Source organism: Streptomyces sp. NPDC104371 (assembly GCF_055583785.1).
The window spans coordinates 766,751-784,956 of the sequence record NZ_JBVJNF010000002.1 but is presented as its reverse complement, the minus strand read 5'-3'; the positions used below and the strand labels follow the sequence as shown (position 1 = coordinate 784,956).

Here is an 18,206-nt window from a genome sequence, read left to right as displayed (position 1 = left end):
CGGACCGGATCTACACCAGCAGCGGCCCACCGCACCGTGCCGCGCCGTCCTTCATCGCGATGAGGTTGGCGACCACGTACGAGATGTCGTTCTGCGAGTGCCACTCGGTCGGGAAGTAGGTGACCAGCCGCGACGACTGGAACCGGGCCTTGATCTCGGGCACGAAGGAACGGTGCTGGTTGTTCGTGTAGTACCAGAAGGAGTTCTCGTTGTAGTACGCGACATGGGTCGGGTCCTGGTACGCGCCACGCCCGTCCGAACTGGGCGTCAGTGTGATCAGCATGCCGCCGGGCGCCAGCAGCCGGTACAGCTCGTTGATGAGCGGCACCTTGCCCGGCACATGCTCCAGGAAGTCCACCGCCCGGATCACGCCGACCGAGTCGTCCGGCAGATCCAGCTTCCCGGGCAGGGTCGCGACGATGTCGACGCCCTCTCCCGGATACTGGTCCACGCCCAGATAGCCGACCGGCTTGCGGTGGGCCGCGCCGAGGTCCAGCGCGAGCAGCCCGCGCCGCGCGCTCCAGGCCAGGGAGTTCGCCTCGATGTACTTGTCGTACAGGGCGACCGTCTCGCGCTGGATGTGCGCGTTGATCTCCGGGTCGGACTGGGTGTTCGCCGGGTGGACCCGCTGGAGGTACAGACAGCGGTTGATGTGGTGGAAGTCGCCGAGGTGGAAGAGGCGGCACATCAGATCCTGGTCGTCCAGGACCGTACGCGTGGCGTCGTACCCGCCGGTCTTCTCGTAGGCGTCCTTGCGGAAGGCCCGCACATGGTTGGGCGCGTACCAGATGTAGGAGACGTTGTGCGGCGTCGGATCCAGGGAGATGACCTGGAGCACCGTAAGGCCGTCGACGTCCACCTCCTCGTAGCGCCAGCCGCAGGTCTCGTCGAAACGGCTGTCGTCCCGCTTGCCGTCCTCGGTGATCTGCGCGGTGTTGCTGTAGACGAAGACGGCCTCAGGGTTCGAGTCGAACGCCTCGCCGAGTTCCGCCAGGCACGCCTTCGCCAGGATGTCGTCGTGGTCGAGCTCCACGAGGATCTCGCCGCGCGCCAGTTCACAGGCCCGGCGCTTGGCCGCCCCCACGCCGTGGATCTCGTCCGCGATCTCCACCCGGACCCGGTCGTCGGGCTGCTCGGGCCGCCACCGTGCGCCGTTGTTGAGCAGGACGATCCACTCCCAGTCCGAACAGGTCTGCGCCTGAAGGGAGGTGAGGCAGTCGTCGAGGAACCGGGGCCGGTGGCTGGGGGTGAAGACGGAGAACCTCGGTGTCGCGGCCGACGTCATCTGGCGCTCCCTGCGTGGCTCGATGTCGATGAGGGGCTGACGGACTTCCGGAAGCGTTCCGGGACCCGGGAGATCAACGAGGGCTCCGCCGCGACGGCTTGCCGGAACGCGGCCGTGGCCTCGTCGTCATGGCCCTTCTCCGCCAGGATCGCCCCGAGTTGCAGGTCGGCGATCGGGGCCATCCTCGGATTGGCGGCGACGGTGCGCTTCAGCAGGTCGACGGCGCGCTCGGGCTCGCTGGACCGCAGCAGCACGGCCTCGCTGAAGAGGGCCGGAGTGAACTTCGGGTCGATCTTCAGCGACTTGTCGAAGTCCGCGCGGGCTTCGGCCGCCTTGCGGTCCCTCAGCGCGATGATCCCCAGGCCGTACCAGGCGAGCTTGTTGTCGGGGTCCAGGTCGAGGACGCGTCTGAAGGCCCCGGCCGCCTCCTTGGGGTCCTGGATCCGCTGGGCCTGCTGCAACAGCGCGTCGGCCTGCTGAACCTTCGAGACCGTCGACGCGGGCTTGGATTCCGGGGTGGTTGTCGAGTGGGACTGCGTCGCCCAGACGGTCACGCCCGCGGCCACCGCCGCCGAGCCGATGAGCCCTGCCCACAATTTCCTACGTTTCACAGTGTCACATCTCGGGAAGCGCGGGGGATGGATGAATGCGGCTGATCACCGGTGGGGGCACTGCGAAGACCGTGGCGAGGCCTGCGGTATCGACGGCCCGACCACCGTCATGTGCGCCGACGTTACGAGCCCGCTCCGAAAGCGCCGCCGCGCGGCAGGCACTTGGGCGCGCAGACCACCCGAATGCACGTATCACCGAGGTCATCGGTCTCAACCGGCCGGTCCGCGTCGGGCGTTGAGGCGTCGAGCCGGGGACGTGGTGAGGCACCCGGTCCGCGCGGCGCTGCGGGTGCGCGCGGACCGGGGCCGTCGAAGGGAGCCGCGGGGGAGGGGCGGCGGCTCGGGAGGGGAGCCGTGCGGGGGCGGCTCGAGGAAGGGTCAGCCGGTGGTGATCGGCTTCCGCCGCTCGGCGAGCGCGGCGGTGTGCGCGTCCATGCGCCGCGCCGCCAGGATCGCCGCCGCGGTGTCCGCGCGGGACGCCGCCACCACCAGGGCGCGGCCGGCGAGCGCGTGGGCGCGCCGGTGGAGCGCCGCGATCTGTGGCGCACTGCCGTGCGCGGCCGTCGTCGCGCGGACCGGCGGCACCCCGCCGCGCAGCCGCGCCACCTGCTCCGCGAGCCGCTCGGCGGCGGCGCGCAGATCGGCGGAGGGCGCCAGCGCGCACAGTTCGTCCGTCACCGTGAGCAGCGCCGCCAGATGGCCCGCGAGCTGGATGTCCAGCTCCTCCTCGCGCGAGCGGTGCGGGAAGTCGGGGGTGGGGCCGGCCATGGTGTGGACCGACTTGGTGCGGATCGGTTCGTACATGGGAAGGCCTCCTGTGCCGTGACAGGATGCCATCCTAGCTTAGAATTCGTCTAAAGTTGAGCCGGGTCGCGCAATGGTGTGAGGCATGCGCGCGCGGTGAGCACCCAGGGGCGAGTACCAGGGTCAGGGCTGGCTGTAGCCGTCCAGGAAGTGCCCGATGCGGGTGATCGCCGCGGTCAGGTCGGCCACCGTAGGCAGGGTCACCACCCGGAAGTGGTCGGGCTCCGTCCAGTTGAAGCCGGTGCCCTGGACGACCATGATCTTCTCGCGGCGCAGCAGGTCCAGCACCATCTGCCGGTCGTCCTTGATCTTGAAGACCTTCGGGTCGAGGCGCGGGAACAGATACAGCGCGCCCTTCGGCTTCACGCAGGTCACGCCCGGGATCTGGGTCAGCAGCTCATGCGCCGTGTCCCGCTGCTCCTTCAGCCGCCCGCCCGGCAGTACCAGGTCCTTGATCGACTGGCGTCCGCTGAGCGCCGCCACCACGCCGTGCTGGCCCGGCATGTTCGCGCACAGGCGCATGTTCGCGAGGATCGTCAGGCCTTCGAGGTACGAGGTCGCGTGCGCCCGGGGGCCCGAGACCGACATCCAGCCCACCCGGTAGCCCGCCACCCGGTAGGCCTTCGACATGCCGTTGAAGGTCAGGGTCATCAGGTCCGGGGCGACCGACGCCGTCGGGGTGTGCGTGGCGCCGTCGTAGAGGATCTTGTCGTAGATCTCGTCCGAGCACACCAGGAGGTTGTGCCGCCGCGCGATGTCCGTGAGGCCGCGGAGCATCGCCTCGTCGTACACCGCGCCCGTCGGGTTGTTGGGGTTGATGATGACGAGCGCCTTGGTGCGGTCGGTGACCTTCCGCTCGACGTCCGCGAGGTCCGGCATCCAGTCCGACTGCTCGTCGCAGCGGTAGTGGACGGGGGTGCCGCCCGACAGGGAGACCGCCGCCGTCCACAGGGGGTAGTCCGGGGCCGGTACGAGGACCTCGTCGCCGTCGTCCAGCAGGCCCTGCATCGCCATCACGATCAGCTCGGAGACGCCGTTGCCGATGAAGACGTGCTCGACGTCCGTCTCGATGCCGAGGGTCTGGTTGTGCATCACCACGGCCCGGCGGGCGGCGAGCAGGCCCTTGGCGTCGCCGTAGCCGTGCGCCGTGGAGACGTTGCGGAGGATGTCCTCCAGGATCTCGGGCGGGCAGTCGAAGCCGAAGGCGGCCGGGTTGCCGGTGTTGAGCTTGAGGATGCGGTGACCCGCCGCCTCCAGTCGCATCGCCTCCTCGAGCACCGGGCCCCGGATCTCGTAGCAGACATTGGCGAGCTTCGTGGACTGGATCACCTGCATGCCCGTGAGCTTACGGCCGTGCGCCGCCGCGCGCCGCGTGTTCTGCACCACGTGCGGGCGGTTTGAGGGGTTATGACCGGTAATCGGGTCGAGGTGGGTGTGGGGGTGAGGGGAGGGGTGGGTGGGGTGTGTACGTCGTTTCGGGTTCCGCCGAACGGGTGAGGTGTGGGGGTGGTCGCCTTGCGGTGCGGGTGGGTGGCCGAAAACTACTCCTTGTCCCCGGGGTGGGGGCTACTCACAATGCGCATGACAAGACGAGGGCGGTGTGCACCTCCGGCCGTCCACGTCACCACTCTCACCAGGAGGGGACCCCCCACATGCGCAAGCCTCTCGCCGCCGCGCTCTTCGCTCTGGTGCTCGCCGGGGCCGGCACGGCAACGGCGACCGCGGCACCCGGGACCGCGAGCACATCCACCGAGGCCACCCGTACGGCCACCAAGACGGCGACGATTCAGGCCGCCGACTTCGCCGGTACCGTCTCGCTCAGCAACTGCTCCGGTTCCGTCATCCGCTTCCCCAACTCCGCGGACAGCGACCCGGCGCTCGTCCTCTCCAACGGCCACTGCCTGGAGACCGGCTTCCCCGACCCCGGTGAGGTCATCGTCGACCAGGCCTCCAGCCGCACCTTCGGTCTGCTCAACTCCTCGGGCAGCACGGTCGCGACGCTGCGCGCGAGCAAGGTCGCGTACTCCACGATGACCGACACCGACGTCACGATCTACCAGCTCACCACCACCTACGCGCAGATCCGCAGCTCGTACGGCATCAACGCGCTCACCGTCGCGGACACGCACCCGGTCGCCGGCACCGCGATCAACGTCGTCTCCGGCTACTGGAAGCGGATCTACAGCTGCAACATCGACGGGTTCGCCTACCGCCTGAAGGAAGGCGGCTGGACCTGGAAGGACTCGGTCCGCTACACCTCCGCCTGCGACACCATCGGCGGCACCTCCGGCTCGCCGGTCGTCGACAGCACCGGCAAGGTCGTCGCCGTCAACAACACCGGCAACGAGGACGGCGGCACCTGCACGGTGAACAACCCCTGCGAGGTGGACGAGAACGGCACGGTGACCGTCCGCCAGGGCATCAACTACGCCGAGGAGACCTACCAGATCCCCGCGTGCTTCGGCGCGGGCAACAAGCTGAACCTGAACGCGAGCGGCTGCGTCCTGCCCAAGCCGTAGGTGACGCGCGCGGGCGGTCACGTCGCGGTACGGCGGACCGCCCGCCCCGCCAGTACGCCGGTGCGCCGCCCGTCCTCGATCACGAAGCGGCCGTCGATCAGGACGTACGGGATGCCGGTCGGCGGGGTACGGGGGCGGGCGTAGGTGGCACCGGCCGCGACCGTGGCCGGGTCGAAGAGGACCAGGTCGGCGCGGTGGCTCTCGCGGACCAGGCCGCGGTCCGGCAGCCGCAGCCGGGCCGCCGGGCGGCCGGTCAGCCGGGCGACGCACTCCTCCAGGGAGAGCACCCCCAACTCCCTTGTGTACCGGCCGAGATAGTGCGGGAAGGTGCCGTAGGCGCGCGGGTGCGGCTTCGCGCCCTGGAGGATGCCGTCGGAGCCACCCGTGTGGGCGCGATGCCGCATGATCGCGCGGACGTTGTCCTCGTGGCCCACGTGCTGCAGGACCGTCGGGCCGAGGCGGTCCTCGACGAGGAGACGACGAGCGGTGGCCCACGGTGTCTCGCCGCGCAGGTCCGCCGACTCCTGGACCGTCCGGCCGACGTACGACGCGAGTGCCGGGTCCCCGACCCCCGAGATCTCGACGGTGTCCCAGTCGACGGGCACGCCGTGGCAGCCGTCGCTGCCCGTGATCTCCAGCTCCTGCCGCATCCGTTCGGCCGCGCGGTCGTCCGCGAGTCGCGCGAGGATCTCACCGGGGCCGCCCTCGCTCGCCCAGCTCGGCAGCAGCGCCGCCAGCGTCGTACAGCCCGAGGTGTAGGGGTAGGAGTCGAGGGTGAGGTCCACGCCCGAGGCCAGGGCCGTGTCGAGCAGGGCGAGCAACTCGGCCGCCCGGCCCCGGTTGACGCCGAAGTTCAGGGTGGCGTGCGCGAGATGGAGCGGGCAGCCGGACTCCCGGGCCACGGCCACCATCTCCTCGTACGCGGCCAGGGCGTGGGCCCCGTACGACCGGTGGTGCGGGCAGAAGTAGCCTCCGTACGCGGCCACCACCCGGCACAGCTCGGTCAGTTCGGCGTCCGTGGCGTACATGCCGGGGGTGTACGTCAGCCCGGACGACATGCCGACCGCGCCCTGCACCATGCCCTCGGCGACCAACTGCCGCATGCGGTCCAGCTCTTCGGGCGTGGCCTTCCGGTCCTCCCAGCCGACGGCGAGCATCCGCAGCGTGCCCTGCGGGATCAGATAGGCCGCGTTGACCGCGATGCCCTCGTCCAGACGGTCCAGGTACTCGCCCACGGACCGCCAGGTGAAGTCGATGTCGTCGCCGTACCCGTGCCAGCCGGTGAGCGCGCGGCGCACCTCGGGGAGCGTGCGGTCGTCCACGGGCGCGTACGACAGCCCGTCCTGCCCGAGGACCTCGAGCGTCACCCCCTGCGCGGCCTTGGCGCTGTGGTCGGGGTCGCGCAGGAGGGCGAGGTCGCTGTGGGCGTGCATGTCGATGAAGCCGGGGGAGAGGACGAGCCCCTCGGCGTCCAGCTCCCTTACCGCACGCGGGCGTTGACAGCCCGCCGCCGCGGCCTCCTGCACGATCGAGACGATCCGGCCGTCCTTGACCGCCACATCGGCACGGTAGGAGGGGGCGCCGCTGCCGTCGACCACATCCGCGTCCCGGATGACGAGATCGGCGAGGTCCAGAGGGGACATGAGCACTCCTAGAAGAACGTGCGGACCAGTTCCACCACCGTGCCGTCCGGCTCGGTCACCGGGATCAGGGGCCACTTGTCGAAGGTCGTGCACGGGTGGGACAGGCCGAGGCCCAGCCAGTCGCCGACCCGGAGGTCGGCCTCCGGGGTCGTACGGAGCCAGGTGTGCTGGTCGGAGAGGGCGGTCACCGTGATGCCGGTGGCCGCGCGCTTCTCGCCGTCGCGGTGGACGACCAGCGCGGTGGGCAGGCCCAGGTCGTACCCCACGTCCCGCTTGCCCGCGTTGACGAACGCCTGCTCCGGGGAGGGGCGGGACACCACCTGGGCCCACAGGCGCAACGCGGGCTGGAGCGCGCCCTCGTGCGGGACGCGAGTGAAGGGGGTCAGCCCGCGGTAGTGGCCGTCGTCGTGCGTGACGTACGCGCCCGAGCGCAGCAACTTCAGTACGGGGGCGGAGAGTTCGGGCATACAGGTGAACTCCTCGGCCACCGCGTCGAACCAGGCGCTGCCACCCGCGCTCACCACGATCCGGTCGGCGTCGGCGAACCGGCCCGACTTGTCGAAGTCCACGGCCAGCGCGGTCAGTCGGCGCAGCCAGGCGCGTACCCGGTCCGGGTCCGCCCGCGGTACCTCGCCCTCGTATCCGGCCACGCCCACCAGCCGCAGGGTCCGCGTCGCCGCTACAGCATCCGCGACCGCCGCGCACTCCGCCTCCGTACGGACGCCCGTACGCGCGCCTTCGCCCGCCGCCAGTTCGACCACTACGTCGATGGGGCGTTCGGCTCCGGTCAGGGCGGCGTCCATCAGCGCGACGCCGTGCGGTGAGTCGACGTAGCAGACGAAGTCGTAGTCCGGGTCGGCGGCGAGGTCGGCCGCGATCGAGCGCAGGGCCGCCGGATCGACCAGTTCGTTGGCGAGGAACACGCGTTGGACGCCGAAGTGCCGGGCCACGCGCACCTGGTGGGGGACCGCGAGCGTGATGCCCCAGGCGCCGTGCGCGATCTGGCGGTGGAAGAGCTGGGGCGCCATCGTCGTCTTGCCGTGCGGGGCGAAGGCGAGGCTGTGCCGGGCCGTGTACGTCTCCATCAGGTGGAGGTTGTGCGTGAGGTGCTCGGCGGCGAGGGTGAGGAGCGGGGTGGTGAAGCCGCCGGTGAAGAGGTCGCGGCGCTCGGCCGCGAGGTCGGCGAGCGTACGGCCCTCGGCGTCGGGCGGCAGGCCCTTGAAGCGGTGGTCGACGCGTTCCGCCATGAGGGCGGCGAGGCGTTCTGCGGCGACAGCGGCGTCCATGGGGCCTCCCTGGCGTGGCATCCGGGTCGTTCGGCTGTGCTCTGCTCTTCTGTGCGCTGCTCTTCTGTGCTCTTCGCCGTTCGGTGGTGCTTCTCGCCGTTCGGTGGTGCTTCTCGCGGCGAGCGACGCGCCGGGCGGGACGGCGTCTGACGGGGCGTCAACAAGCCGTCGACGCGGGGATTCGGCGAAGATTCGTATAACGATGCAGGGTCTGGCTGTGTCCGGCACAGGATCTTCGACCATACTGCCCGCTGTGGAGCAGCGCATTGGTTCGAGCAGCAAGCCCCTGAACGGCGCCGGGGTCGACCCGGCCTTCATCCCCGGGCTCACCTCGCCCGCGTCCGCCGCCGAGCCGGAGGATGCGACGTCCGAGGAGACCGCGCCCGCCGAGACGGAGGTGGTCGAGGCGGAAGTGGCCCCTGCGGCGGTGGCGGACGCCGACGAGAAGCGCGACCGCGCGCCGTCGGCGAAGCCTGAGGCGGAGGCCGAGGCGGAGGCCGACAAGGACTCCGACTCCGTGAAGGACTCCGTGAAGGACTCCGAGGAGGAGCCGGAGAAGAAGGCCGGGGAGAAGGCCGAGGCGGAGCCTGCGAAGGAGTCGGAGACGGCGGAGACGTCGAAGGACTCGAAGGCATCCAAGGCTTCGGAAGCTTCGGCAGAGGAGCCTGCCCCCGACGGGCCCGTCTTCGAGGCGTCCGACCGTCGCGCGAAGATCGTCGCAGATCACCACGGTGTACGACTCCGCCTGGACGACCAGGAGTGCGAGTTCCGCTGGGACGAGATCGGCGCCGTCGAGACGGAGACCGCGCGGTTCGGCAAGCGGTTCACGGTGACCGTGCACACGCCCGAACGCCGCTGGTACCCCATCGAGATCGAGGCCGACTCCCGCGCCCGCTTCCAGGAGTGGGAGACCCGGCTCGACGGCGTGCTGGACGCGTATTTCGACGACGGCGAGGAGGAGCCTGCCGCCGTGACGAAGGACGACGAGAAGCAGCCCGTGACCGTGACCAAGGACGACGACTGACGCGGCACTTGCCCGACTCGCCCATGTCTGGCCTCACTTGGTGAGGCATGGGCTGTCTCGGAAGTGAAGAAGCGATGTGCTCCGACCGGTATGGCACGGATAGAGTGCTGTGGCAGCCGTGCGGGCCGTGATTCTGGGCCCCCGAGCTGCGGCGACCGAGGAACGGGGGCTCGACGTGTCGACCGCGATTGCTGTCACCAGTGCGGACATGATGCTGCCGTCGGCCGATCAACCGATCCCGCCCGCCGCCTTGTTGCGCGGTCCGGACCAGCAGTCGCTGGAGCAGTCCCTGGGGGAGATGCAGGCCCTGCTGGACCAGCACGGCCATGTGGTGGTCGTCTACTCGTCGGCGACGCCGCCCGCGACGGAGCAGCGGCTGCGTTCCGTGCGCTCGATCCTGGAGAGCGACCGCGTCGCCCTGCTCAAGTCGGACCTGCCCCCGCTGGGGCTCGCGGTGCTGATCCGCCAGCTACGCCAACTGTCGGCTACCGACCTCAGCGCCGGTGTCGTGGCCTCCGCCGGACGTCTGCTCACGCACTACATCCACGCGGGCGCGGTCCTCAACACCGTCGCCAAGCTGGACCGCGTCCCGGTGAGCCTCAAGTCGCACGCCAAGTCCTGGATGCCGGGCAAGCAGTTCGGCGTGGTGACCAACCCCGCGCCGCAGTTGGTGGAGATCGGCCCCGAAGCACGCCTGACCGGGCCGGAGTTCGGCACCTGGCTCCTCGTCGCCCAGGGGCAGCTCCAGGCCGACTGGATCGGCTCCACCCTCGCGAGCGCCTGGTCGGTCCAGGGAATCGTGGAGGCGGAACTGCCCGCGGAGTCGGCGCGTTGGTGGGGAACCGGCAAGCTGGTGGAGTTCGCCACGTTCCTTCCGGACCTCTCGGTCTTGTACCAGCTCGTGACGTCGGTGCGACGGGACCTCTGCCACTGGTGCGGTCTCGAACTCATCGGCGACCGCTGCGTGTTCTGCTCGGTCACCACGCCGGGGCACGCGCGACGGGACCGCGCCGCGGCGTCCTGACCCCGGTCTGCCGCAGAGCCTTCCGAGCAGACTTCCGTTCGCCCCGTGCGCTTCCGAACGGACCCAAGATTCGAATTTGGGTCCGGTTCTGGGTCCACGGGCCTATGAGTCCGTGCCTCAACGACGCCTACGGTGTGGCGACTTCGTCAGGGTGCGACCGGAGGGGCGTCAGGCATGCGTGGGACAGGTGGGCCGCCGCACAGCGGTGTGACGGCGGGCCGAGTGGAGAGCGGGGGGTTCTTCGCGCTCGTCCTCGCCTGGGCGGCCGGGCTCATCGCGCTGTTCCTCACCGAGTACGTCCAAGTCACGTACTTCTACGAACACTTGGCCACGACGGAGCGCCTGGAGTCGTTCGGCGGTCGGCTGCTCTGTATCCACCTGCCCAATGCCGTGTGCGTCGCGCTGGCCACCTGGATCGCCGGGCGGACGCACCGGGAGCCGTTCCGTGAGTCGCATCCGCGGCACCTCGCCGCGCTGTTCGCGGTGCCGCTCTTCGCGCAGATCGTGAACGTCGGCACGCACTGGGGCCGTGTCTCCGCGGAGGGGCTGCTGATGTCCTGCGCCGTCGTGGTGGTCGGTGCCGTCGCGGGCTACGGGGTGGACCGGTTGCGGGAGGGGGAGCGATGAGGAGACGTCACGCGCACAGAACCGCCGCCGGGACGTGGTGGTCTCGCCGGGTGACGGCGATGCGCCGACCGGGCGGCTCCGAGCGTGGCGCGACCACTCTGGAGTACGTCGGTGCCGTGATCGTCGCGGTGGCCATCGTGCTCGCCCTCATCGGGACCGGCGTGGCCGGTTCGATCGGCGAACGGTTCCGCTGCTCCATCTCCTCGCTGTGGGGCGGCGGCAGTTGCTCCTCCGGCGGCACCGAGTCGTCCCCGCCGACCAGCAACGCCGACTACGAGCCACCGCTGTGCACCATCTCCACCATCAGCGACAAGGCGGGCAGCGAGTTCAAGCTGGGCTTCTTCAAGTGGGGCAGCGAGTACGGCTTCAAGGAGCAGGCCCACCAGGCCAATTACGACGTCAACGGCGACGGCAAGGTCGACGGCGGCGACCAGCTCATCTACACCACCTTCACCGACTCCGCGTCGATCGGCGCCGCGGGCGGCTTCGGCGGCAAGATCGGCAAGCTGGGCAAGGGCGAGGTCGAACTCGGCGGCGGCATCAAGGTCAACAACGGCGACACCTGGGTCTTCAAGAGCAAGGAAGAGGCCGCGGCGTTCCGTGACGACCTCGAGAAGCTGAAGATGTACGAGACGCGCCGCACCTCGCCGGGCGCCGGTGAGGCCAGCATGGGCGACGGCATCCTCGCGCTCTTCGGCAAGGGCCCGCTGGTGGAGGAGGAGAAGCTCCGCAAGCGGATCGAGGGCAAGCTCAAGGACCGCCACATCAGCTACGGCTCCGTCGGGGTCTACGGCGATGTGGACGGCGGGCTGTCGATCAACGCGGGCGACGAACGGGTCGTCTCCGCCGGGGTCAACGGAAGCGCCTCGATCAACGGCGACGTCGTCTGGACCAAGGACGACTTCAACGGCACCAAGTCGTACACCTATTCGGTGAAGGCCAGTGGTGTGCTGGGTGCCGAGGCCAGTGCCGGCGGCTTCGAGACGGGCGACCACGCGATGGGCGACCGCACCGCGACGATCACCGTCACCCGTGACCAGAAGACCGGGGAGCTGGTCCGGATCGACTTCACCCAGACCACGGAGACCGCCACCGGTGTCTCCAGCGGGTACAAGGGCGGCAACGGCAAGGACGGCAAGGACGCCAAGAACGGCGGTGCCGGCGACACCGACAACTCCGGCGGCAGCGACATCAAGGTGTACACCAACACCCTGACCTTCCCGAAGGGCCAGGACGGCGCCGCCGACCGGGCCGTCGCCCAGCGGTGGCTGGACGGCAACGGCGACGGCAGCGCGGTGTTCTCGTACCTGCTGAGCAACAACGCGCCCACCCAGCGCCCGGGGGCCGACGACCCCTTCGGCCAGTTGCTGTTCGACAAGGGCAAGTCCAGCAAGACCTCGTACGATGGTGATTCCGATGCCCATGAGTACGGATTCGAACTGAACCTGGGCCTGTCCGTCGGTGCCTCCATCTCCTTGGAGAAGAAGTCCGAGACGCTCAAGAACGCCGAGTTCCTGGGTGCGCCCCGGAACGGGAAGCGCGACTACACCCCGTACAGCTATTGCGCGAAGTAGCGCCGGGTACGTGCACGTGGATGAGCTTCGGAACGAGCGAGGGAACGCAGGGATGAACGGGAAGTCGAAGCGCGGCCTGGCCACGGCGGTGGCGGCAGGTGTCGCCGGGCTGCTGCTCACCGGATGCGGTGGCGGCGGCCGGGCGGCGGCCACCACCCCCGACGGCTGGGGCACCCTGGACACCAAGCGGCTCTCCGTCGCCTGCCCCAAGGGCTTCGAGAAGGCGCCCACCCGCGAGGGCAACCCCTACGAGGTGGCGCGGGCGACCCTCACCGAGGGCGGCGTCACGGTCGCGTCCATGAGCGTCGAGTTCGACTTCGGCACCGGTATGAACACCGCCGACACCGCGGTCGTCGGAGCCGAGGCCCGGATCCAGCTCGGCGCCACCCCGGTGAAGACCACGGAGATCGAGGTGACCGGTCCTGATGGGCCCGAGGAGGCCCGGAAGATCGCCTACACCTTCACCTCCAAGGGCAAGGAGGGGACGCTCCCCAAGGGCACCAAGCTGGACGGTGTGATGCTGACCGGTGTGGACACCGAGCAGCGCCCCTACCTGATCACGGTGAACTCCAAGGAGGGCACCCTCTCCCACCGCGATATATCGGACATCGTCGACAGCGTCGCGCTGAAGAAGACGAAGAAGTAGAAGAAGCAGGCGGCGGTATGTCGATGTCGACGTGGGAGATGACCTTCCTGGCCGTGGGGCTGGCCTGCACGGTGGGGATCGTCCTGGTGCTGTATCGGGCGGTCATCGTGATCTGGCTGGTCCTGCGCGGCGAGCGGACCCAGGGATGGTGTGTGACGCGCCGGATGTCCCCGGGAGGCAACAGCCCATCGCACCCCGAGTTCATCTTCGCCTTCCGTACCCCGGACGGCGTGACCGTCGAGTTCAAGGACCGGCCGGGCGCCTTCGGGTACGAGGAAGGCGCACCGGTCCGGGTCTGCTACGACCCGGCGCGTCCCCGCAAGCGGGCCACCATCGCGGGGCCGGACACCTGGGGGCCGGTCTATGTGCGGGTCCTGATGTGTATCCCTCTGGGGATGTTCTCCTTCGTGGGGCTGTACGCCCTCGCCCTGAACTGGGGCCTCGTCGCCTCGCATTGACGACCCGCGTGAAGAAGCTGTGACGAACGGGCAGGTACCCAGCCGTGAATTGTCGGTCGCGGCCGGTCAAATCGCCCCGTTCTCACCGAGTTTGGCCCTCCTGGATCGCCTGTAACAGGTTAATCGTCGCTGTTCACTGTTATGTGTGACATCGATAAGGTGCTGATGCAGTTGAGCTGAGCATTTGACAGTCTGCGGTCCGCTCGGGGGGTGCTGTGAGCGCGGGCGACTGCGCGCCGCACAGTCTCCTCACGGCACCTGCTCATACCCCGTCCGCCTCGCCCGATCCCACGTCCCCCTGATGAGGTTGTCCGGCCCATGAACTCCCGCCAGCGCCGCGGCGTCTTACTCCTGCTCCTCTCCGTGCTTCTCGCGTTCGTCGCGTTCGCGGGTGTGCTGTCCGTCATCAGTGACGCGAAGTCCAAGGTCGGGCCGGAGGTCACCGCCTACCAGGTGAAGGACGACATCGCCCCCTACACCCAGCTCAGCGCGCAGCAGTTCGAGAAGATCTCGATGCCCAAGCGCTGGCTGTCGGAGAACGCCGTCACCGATCTCTCGGAGATCGACGGGAAGATCGCCGTCACCGATCTCCGCCAGGGATCGCTGCTCCAGAGCGACATGATCGTCAAGCGTCCGGCGCTGGAGCCGGGCCAGCAGGAGATCGCCATCATGATCGACGCCGCCACCGGTGTGGCGGGCAAGATCAAGCCCGGTGCCAAGGTGAACATCTTCGCCACCTTCTCCGGCGACGACCGCGGCACCCCCGCACAGTCGAAGATCATCGTCTCCAACGCCAAGGTCATCGACGTCGGCCAACTGACCGCCCTGGAAGGCAAGGACGACAGCAACCGGTCGCGCATGAGCGAGGCGGTGCCCATCACCTTCGCGCTCGGCACGACCGACGCGCAGCGCGTCGCCTACGCCGAGTCCTTCGCCCAGCATGTCCGCCTCGCCCTGATCGCTCCCGGCAGTGACACCTCGCTCCGGCCCGGAGAGCGCACCTATGAGCTCTCCAAGGACAAGTGAGGCCGGATGACCACGAGGATTCTCCCCGCCGTCGGTGACGTCGACGCGGCACGGGCCGTCACCACCCTGCTCAGCCAGCTCCCCGACGCGGAGCCCGCCGTCCCGGTGGTGGACTCCACCCAGCTCATCGACATGCTCGCCCGGCTCGCGGGCGAGTCCGTCGACGAGCTGCCCGAGGTCGTGCTCGTCCATGAGCGGATCGGTCCGGTGCCCGCGCTGGAACTGATCCGGGAGGTCGCGCTGCGCTTCCCGGCGGTCGGGGTGGTCCTCATCACCACGGACGCCAGCCCCGGCCTGTTCTCCGCCGCCATGGACTCGGGCGCCCGCGGCCTCGTCACGCTGCCCCTGAGCTACGAGGAACTCGCCAACCGGGTCCAGTCCGCCGCCCAGTGGGCCGTCGGCGTCCGCCGCCACCTCGGCAGCGGCGGCGAGGCCATGGCCGGTCCCGGCGGCACCGTGGTCACTGTCTCCGGCGCCAAGGGCGGGGTCGGCACCACCGTGGCCGCGATCCAACTCGCCCTGGCCGCCCACGCGTCGGGGCAGACGGTCGCCCTGGTCGACCTGGATCTCCAGACCGGCGACATCGGCTCGTACCTCGACGTGCAGTTCCGCCGCTCGATCGTGGACCTCGCGGGCATCCAGGACATCACGCCGCGCGTGCTCCAGGACGCCGTCTTCGACCACGAGTCCGGGATGTCGCTGCTGCTCGCGCCCAAGGACGGCGAGCGCGGCGAGGAGGTCAGCGACCGGTCCGTGCGGCAGGTGGTCAGCTCGCTGCGCATCCGTCACTCCGTCGTCGTCATCGACTGCGGCTCGCAGATGAACGCCGCCAACGCCGCGGCCGTCGAGATGGCCGACCTCGCGCTGCTGCTGACCACCCCGGACGTGGTGTCCGTCCGGGCCGCCAAGCGGCTGGTGCGGATGTGGAGCAGGCTCCAGATCCGCAAGGGCGAGGAGATCACCGTGGTCGTCAACCGCCACACCCGCACCACCGAGATCCAGCCCCCGCTGATACAGAAGATCACCGGGACCCGGGTCGCGGGCACCACCGTGCCGGCCGGATTCAAGGAGTTGCAGAGCGCCGTCGACGCGGGCCGTCTGCACGACCTGGAGGCCAAGTCCACGGTGAAGCAGGCCCTGTGGGCCCTCGCCGGGGAGCTGGGCCTGGTCAACGCCGAGGCCCTGACGAAGGCCCGGCGCAGCAGGCACCGCACGGACCGTGGCTCGATCGGACTGCGCCGTCGCGCCCGCGCCGACGGCATGACCGAGTGACAGCGGGGAAACAACGCGTAGACCACGGACACGGCCAGGGGGCGATGTGCATCATGAGACTCTGGGTGAGGCACTGCAGCCGTACGAACGGCGCGCCCCCGGCCGACGCCGTTCGCGGGAAGCGGTGCCAACGCTTAGGTGATCAAGGCCAGTTGACGATCGAGTTCACCACCATGGCCCCGATCATCCTGGTGACGATCGCCCTGCTCTGGCAGGCGGCGCTGACCGGCTACGCGTTCGTACTGGCGGGCAACGCGGCCGACAAGGCGGCACGGGCCGGGGCGACCGCCGACGGCCTGAGCCCCGACCAGGCGTGCCGACGGGCCGGGCGGGAGGACCTGCCGGGCGGCTGGAGCGCGGACATCGGGTGCCATGCCGAAGGCGACATGGTGAAGGTCGACGTCGGGGTCCGGGTACCGGTGCTCTTCCCCGGCGGGGTGAACTTCCCCCTGCGCATCACGAGCAGGGCTGCCGCACCGAGGGAGAGCCGACCGTGATCACCGTCAGCTCCGGCACCCCGAAGCGTGGTACCCGTGGCCGTCGGAAGAAGGCGGGCGACCGGGGCCAGGCCATCCTCGAGTACGTGGGCGTCATCCCGCTGCTGATCGGCGTGGGTCTGCTCGTCGTCCAGCTCGGTCTCGCGATCTTCGCCGCCCAGCAGGCCGGTACGGCCTCCCGCGCCGCCGCGCGCATGGCCTCGTACGACCACCCGGACCGCTCCCCCGAGCAGGCGGGCAGAGACGCCATGAGCCGCTCGCTGGCAGACGGCACCAGCTTCGCCGTGGACCGCGGAAGCGACGAGGTCACGGTCACCGCCAGGGTCACGGTCCCCTCACTGATCCCCGGCCTGTTCGACGGACTGCGGGCATCGCGCAGCGCCACCATGCCGACCGGCAGCCCCTGACCACCACCAGCACCAGCCCGACCGCACACCGCACATGTACACCGCACACGTACACCGCACACAGCACACCGCACAGGGAGATGACGACATGAGCTTGCGGGCGCGCCTCAACGGCTCCGAGCAGCCCGCCAAGGGGCTGACGGAGGAGAGCCGTCTCGTCTCCGTCTACCGTGCCAAGCTCCTCGAGGAGATCGACCTCGCGGAGATGTCCGCGCTCCAGGCCTCGGAACGCCGTATCCGCCTCGAGCGGGTCCTCGGCCACATCATCAGCCGCGAAGGCCCCGTGCTGTCCACGGCCGAACGCGCCCAGTTGATCCGCCGGGTCGTGGACGAGGCGCTGGGCCTCGGCATCCTGGAACCGCTCCTCGAGGACGCGTCCGTCAGCGAGATCATGGTCAACGGGCCCGACCAGGTCTTCGTGGAGCGCGGCGGCCGACTCGAACTGCTGCCCCTGCGCTTCGCCTCCGCCGAGCAGTTGATGCAGACCATCGAGCGCATCGTGTCCACCGTCAACCGCCGGGTGGACGAGGCGAATCCGATGGTCGACGCCCGTCTGCCCACCGGTGAGCGGGTCAACGTCATCATCCCGCCGCTCTCCCTGACCGGCCCGGTCCTCACCATCCGGCGCTTCCCCCGCGCCTTCACCCTCCACGAGCTGATCGGCCTCGGCTCCCTGGACGAGCAGATGACCATGCTGCTCGCCGGTCTGGTGCGGGCCAAGTTCAACGTCATCGTCTCGGGCGCCACCGGTACCGGTAAGACCACGCTGCTCAACGCGCTGTCCGGGCTCGTCCCCGACGGCGAGCGCATCGTCACCATCGAGGACTCCGCCGAACTCAGGCTCCAGCAGTCCCATGTGATCACCCTGGAGAGCCGCCCCGCCAACGTCGAGGGCAAGGGCCGCATCACCATTCGTGACCTGGTCCGCAACTCCCTGCGCATGCGCCCCGACCGCATCATCGTCGGTGAGGTCCGCGGCGGTGAGACCCTCGACATGCTCCAGGCCATGTCCACCGGTCACGACGGCTCGCTCGCCACCGTCCACGCCAACTCCGCCGAGGACGCGCTGATGCGCTTGCAGACGCTGGCGTCGATGTCGGAGGTCGAGATCCCGTTCCTGGCGATCAGGGACCAGATCAACAGCGCCGTCGACATCATCGTGCAGCTCACCCGGCACGCCGACGGCTCCCGCCGGATCACCGAGATAGCCGTGGTCGACTCGTACGGCCGCGAGGAGTACCGGATCGTCTCGGTGTGCCGGTTCCTGGCGCAGCCGATGACGTCGGACGGCGTCGTGCACGGCCACTTCGAGTACTACCCCTTGCCCCGCAGGGTCGCCGAACGGCTCTACATGCGAGGCGAGGCGATCCCCCAGGCCTTCGGAATCGCCCACTCGGACGACCAGTTGGCCGCCCGGAAGTCCGCCGGCTGACCACCACGACCCGCCCGGCCGACCACCACCCGCCGCCCTCCGCGCACTCTCCCCCCGCTCGCTCCCTGCCC

General features: G+C 69.7%; 18 protein-coding genes. 12 read left to right on the top strand and 6 right to left on the bottom strand.

Annotated features, from left to right (window positions below; genetic code table 11):
• Window positions 1-10: 10 nt before the first annotated feature.
• The 4 genes from ACZ60T_RS09335 to ACZ60T_RS09320 all read right to left on the bottom strand — a co-directional run bounded on the left by ACZ60T_RS09335 (window position 11) and on the right by ACZ60T_RS09320 (window position 4,035).
• Window positions 11-1,285 (bottom strand): glycosyltransferase, encoded by a 1,275-nt coding sequence (locus tag ACZ60T_RS09335; RefSeq protein ID WP_365621520.1) that lies wholly within the window; start codon window positions 1,283-1,285, stop codon window positions 11-13.
• On the bottom strand, window positions 1,282-1,881 hold the full coding sequence (locus ACZ60T_RS09330) for a tetratricopeptide repeat protein (protein WP_469665401.1): 600 nt from the start codon (window positions 1,879-1,881) through the stop codon (window positions 1,282-1,284). Before ACZ60T_RS09330 ends, ACZ60T_RS09335 begins: the two co-directional genes overlap by 4 nt.
• A 393-nt stretch (window positions 1,882-2,274) precedes the next feature.
• Window positions 2,275-2,700, bottom strand: a complete 426-nt coding sequence (locus ACZ60T_RS09325; RefSeq protein ID WP_365621525.1) for an SCO4983 family protein — start codon at window positions 2,698-2,700, stop codon at window positions 2,275-2,277.
• Window positions 2,701-2,823: 123 nt separating this feature from the next.
• Window positions 2,824-4,035, bottom strand: a complete 1,212-nt coding sequence (locus ACZ60T_RS09320) for a pyridoxal phosphate-dependent aminotransferase (protein WP_365621528.1) — start codon at window positions 4,033-4,035, stop codon at window positions 2,824-2,826.
• Window positions 4,036-4,352: 317 nt separating this feature from the next.
• On the opposite strand from ACZ60T_RS09320, the gene ACZ60T_RS09315 reads away from it, so the two are divergent.
• Window positions 4,353-5,219 (top strand): S1 family peptidase, encoded by an 867-nt coding sequence (locus tag ACZ60T_RS09315; protein ID WP_469665400.1) that lies wholly within the window; start codon window positions 4,353-4,355, stop codon window positions 5,217-5,219.
• Between the two features lie 17 nt (window positions 5,220-5,236).
• Here the strand turns inward: ACZ60T_RS09315 and ACZ60T_RS09310 are convergent, their stop codons facing one another.
• On the bottom strand, window positions 5,237-6,862 hold the full coding sequence (locus ACZ60T_RS09310; protein WP_469665399.1) for an N-acyl-D-amino-acid deacylase family protein: 1,626 nt from the start codon (window positions 6,860-6,862) through the stop codon (window positions 5,237-5,239).
• 8 nt (window positions 6,863-6,870) lie between these two features.
• A complete protein-coding gene (locus tag ACZ60T_RS09305; protein ID WP_469665398.1) occupies window positions 6,871-8,148 on the bottom strand; it encodes an amino acid deaminase in 1,278 nt (425 codons plus the stop codon).
• Window positions 8,149-8,401: 253 nt separating this feature from the next.
• On the opposite strand from ACZ60T_RS09305, the gene ACZ60T_RS09300 reads away from it, so the two are divergent.
• The 11 genes from ACZ60T_RS09300 (at window position 8,402) to ACZ60T_RS09250 (ending at window position 18,135) form a co-directional block, all read left to right on the top strand.
• A complete protein-coding gene (locus tag ACZ60T_RS09300) occupies window positions 8,402-9,172 on the top strand; it encodes a hypothetical protein (protein WP_469665397.1) in 771 nt (256 codons plus the stop codon).
• A gap of 175 nt (window positions 9,173-9,347) precedes the next feature.
• Window positions 9,348-10,196 carry a hypothetical protein gene (locus tag ACZ60T_RS09295; protein ID WP_469665396.1) on the top strand — a complete coding sequence of 283 codons (849 nt, stop codon included), beginning with the start codon at window positions 9,348-9,350 and terminating at the stop codon, window positions 10,194-10,196.
• Between the two features lie 174 nt (window positions 10,197-10,370).
• Window positions 10,371-10,823 (top strand): hypothetical protein, encoded by a 453-nt coding sequence (locus tag ACZ60T_RS09290; RefSeq protein ID WP_469665395.1) that lies wholly within the window; start codon window positions 10,371-10,373, stop codon window positions 10,821-10,823.
• 59 nt (window positions 10,824-10,882) lie between these two features.
• The gene (locus ACZ60T_RS09285; protein ID WP_469665394.1) at window positions 10,883-12,397 is read left to right on the top strand and encodes an Ig-like domain-containing protein; all 1,515 of its coding nucleotides are present in this window, start codon (window positions 10,883-10,885) and stop codon (window positions 12,395-12,397) included.
• Between the two features lie 52 nt (window positions 12,398-12,449).
• On the top strand, window positions 12,450-13,043 hold the full coding sequence (locus tag ACZ60T_RS09280) for a hypothetical protein (RefSeq protein WP_469665393.1): 594 nt from the start codon (window positions 12,450-12,452) through the stop codon (window positions 13,041-13,043).
• 17 nt (window positions 13,044-13,060) lie between these two features.
• Window positions 13,061-13,501: a DUF3592 domain-containing protein gene (locus ACZ60T_RS09275; protein ID WP_469665392.1), complete on the top strand. Its 441-nt coding sequence runs from the start codon at window positions 13,061-13,063 to the stop codon at window positions 13,499-13,501.
• A 318-nt stretch (window positions 13,502-13,819) separates the two neighbouring features.
• Complete coding sequence (gene cpaB / locus ACZ60T_RS09270) at window positions 13,820-14,527, top strand: Flp pilus assembly protein CpaB (RefSeq protein WP_365621557.1); 708 nt, start codon at window positions 13,820-13,822, stop codon at window positions 14,525-14,527.
• A 6-nt stretch (window positions 14,528-14,533) separates the two neighbouring features.
• The gene (locus ACZ60T_RS09265; RefSeq protein WP_365621560.1) at window positions 14,534-15,799 is read left to right on the top strand and encodes a CpaE/TadZ family protein; all 1,266 of its coding nucleotides are present in this window, start codon (window positions 14,534-14,536) and stop codon (window positions 15,797-15,799) included.
• A gap of 152 nt (window positions 15,800-15,951) precedes the next feature.
• Window positions 15,952-16,296 (top strand): pilus assembly protein, encoded by a 345-nt coding sequence (locus tag ACZ60T_RS09260; RefSeq protein ID WP_365621563.1) that lies wholly within the window; start codon window positions 15,952-15,954, stop codon window positions 16,294-16,296.
• Entirely contained in the window at window positions 16,293-16,703 is a 411-nt protein-coding gene (locus ACZ60T_RS09255) for a TadE/TadG family type IV pilus assembly protein (RefSeq protein ID WP_469665391.1), read from the top strand. The genes ACZ60T_RS09260 and ACZ60T_RS09255 overlap by 4 nt, the downstream gene beginning before the upstream one ends.
• Before the next feature lie 88 nt (window positions 16,704-16,791).
• Entirely contained in the window at window positions 16,792-18,135 is a 1,344-nt protein-coding gene (locus ACZ60T_RS09250; RefSeq protein ID WP_365621569.1) for a CpaF family protein, read from the top strand.
• The last annotated feature ends 71 nt before the right edge of the window (window positions 18,136-18,206 follow it).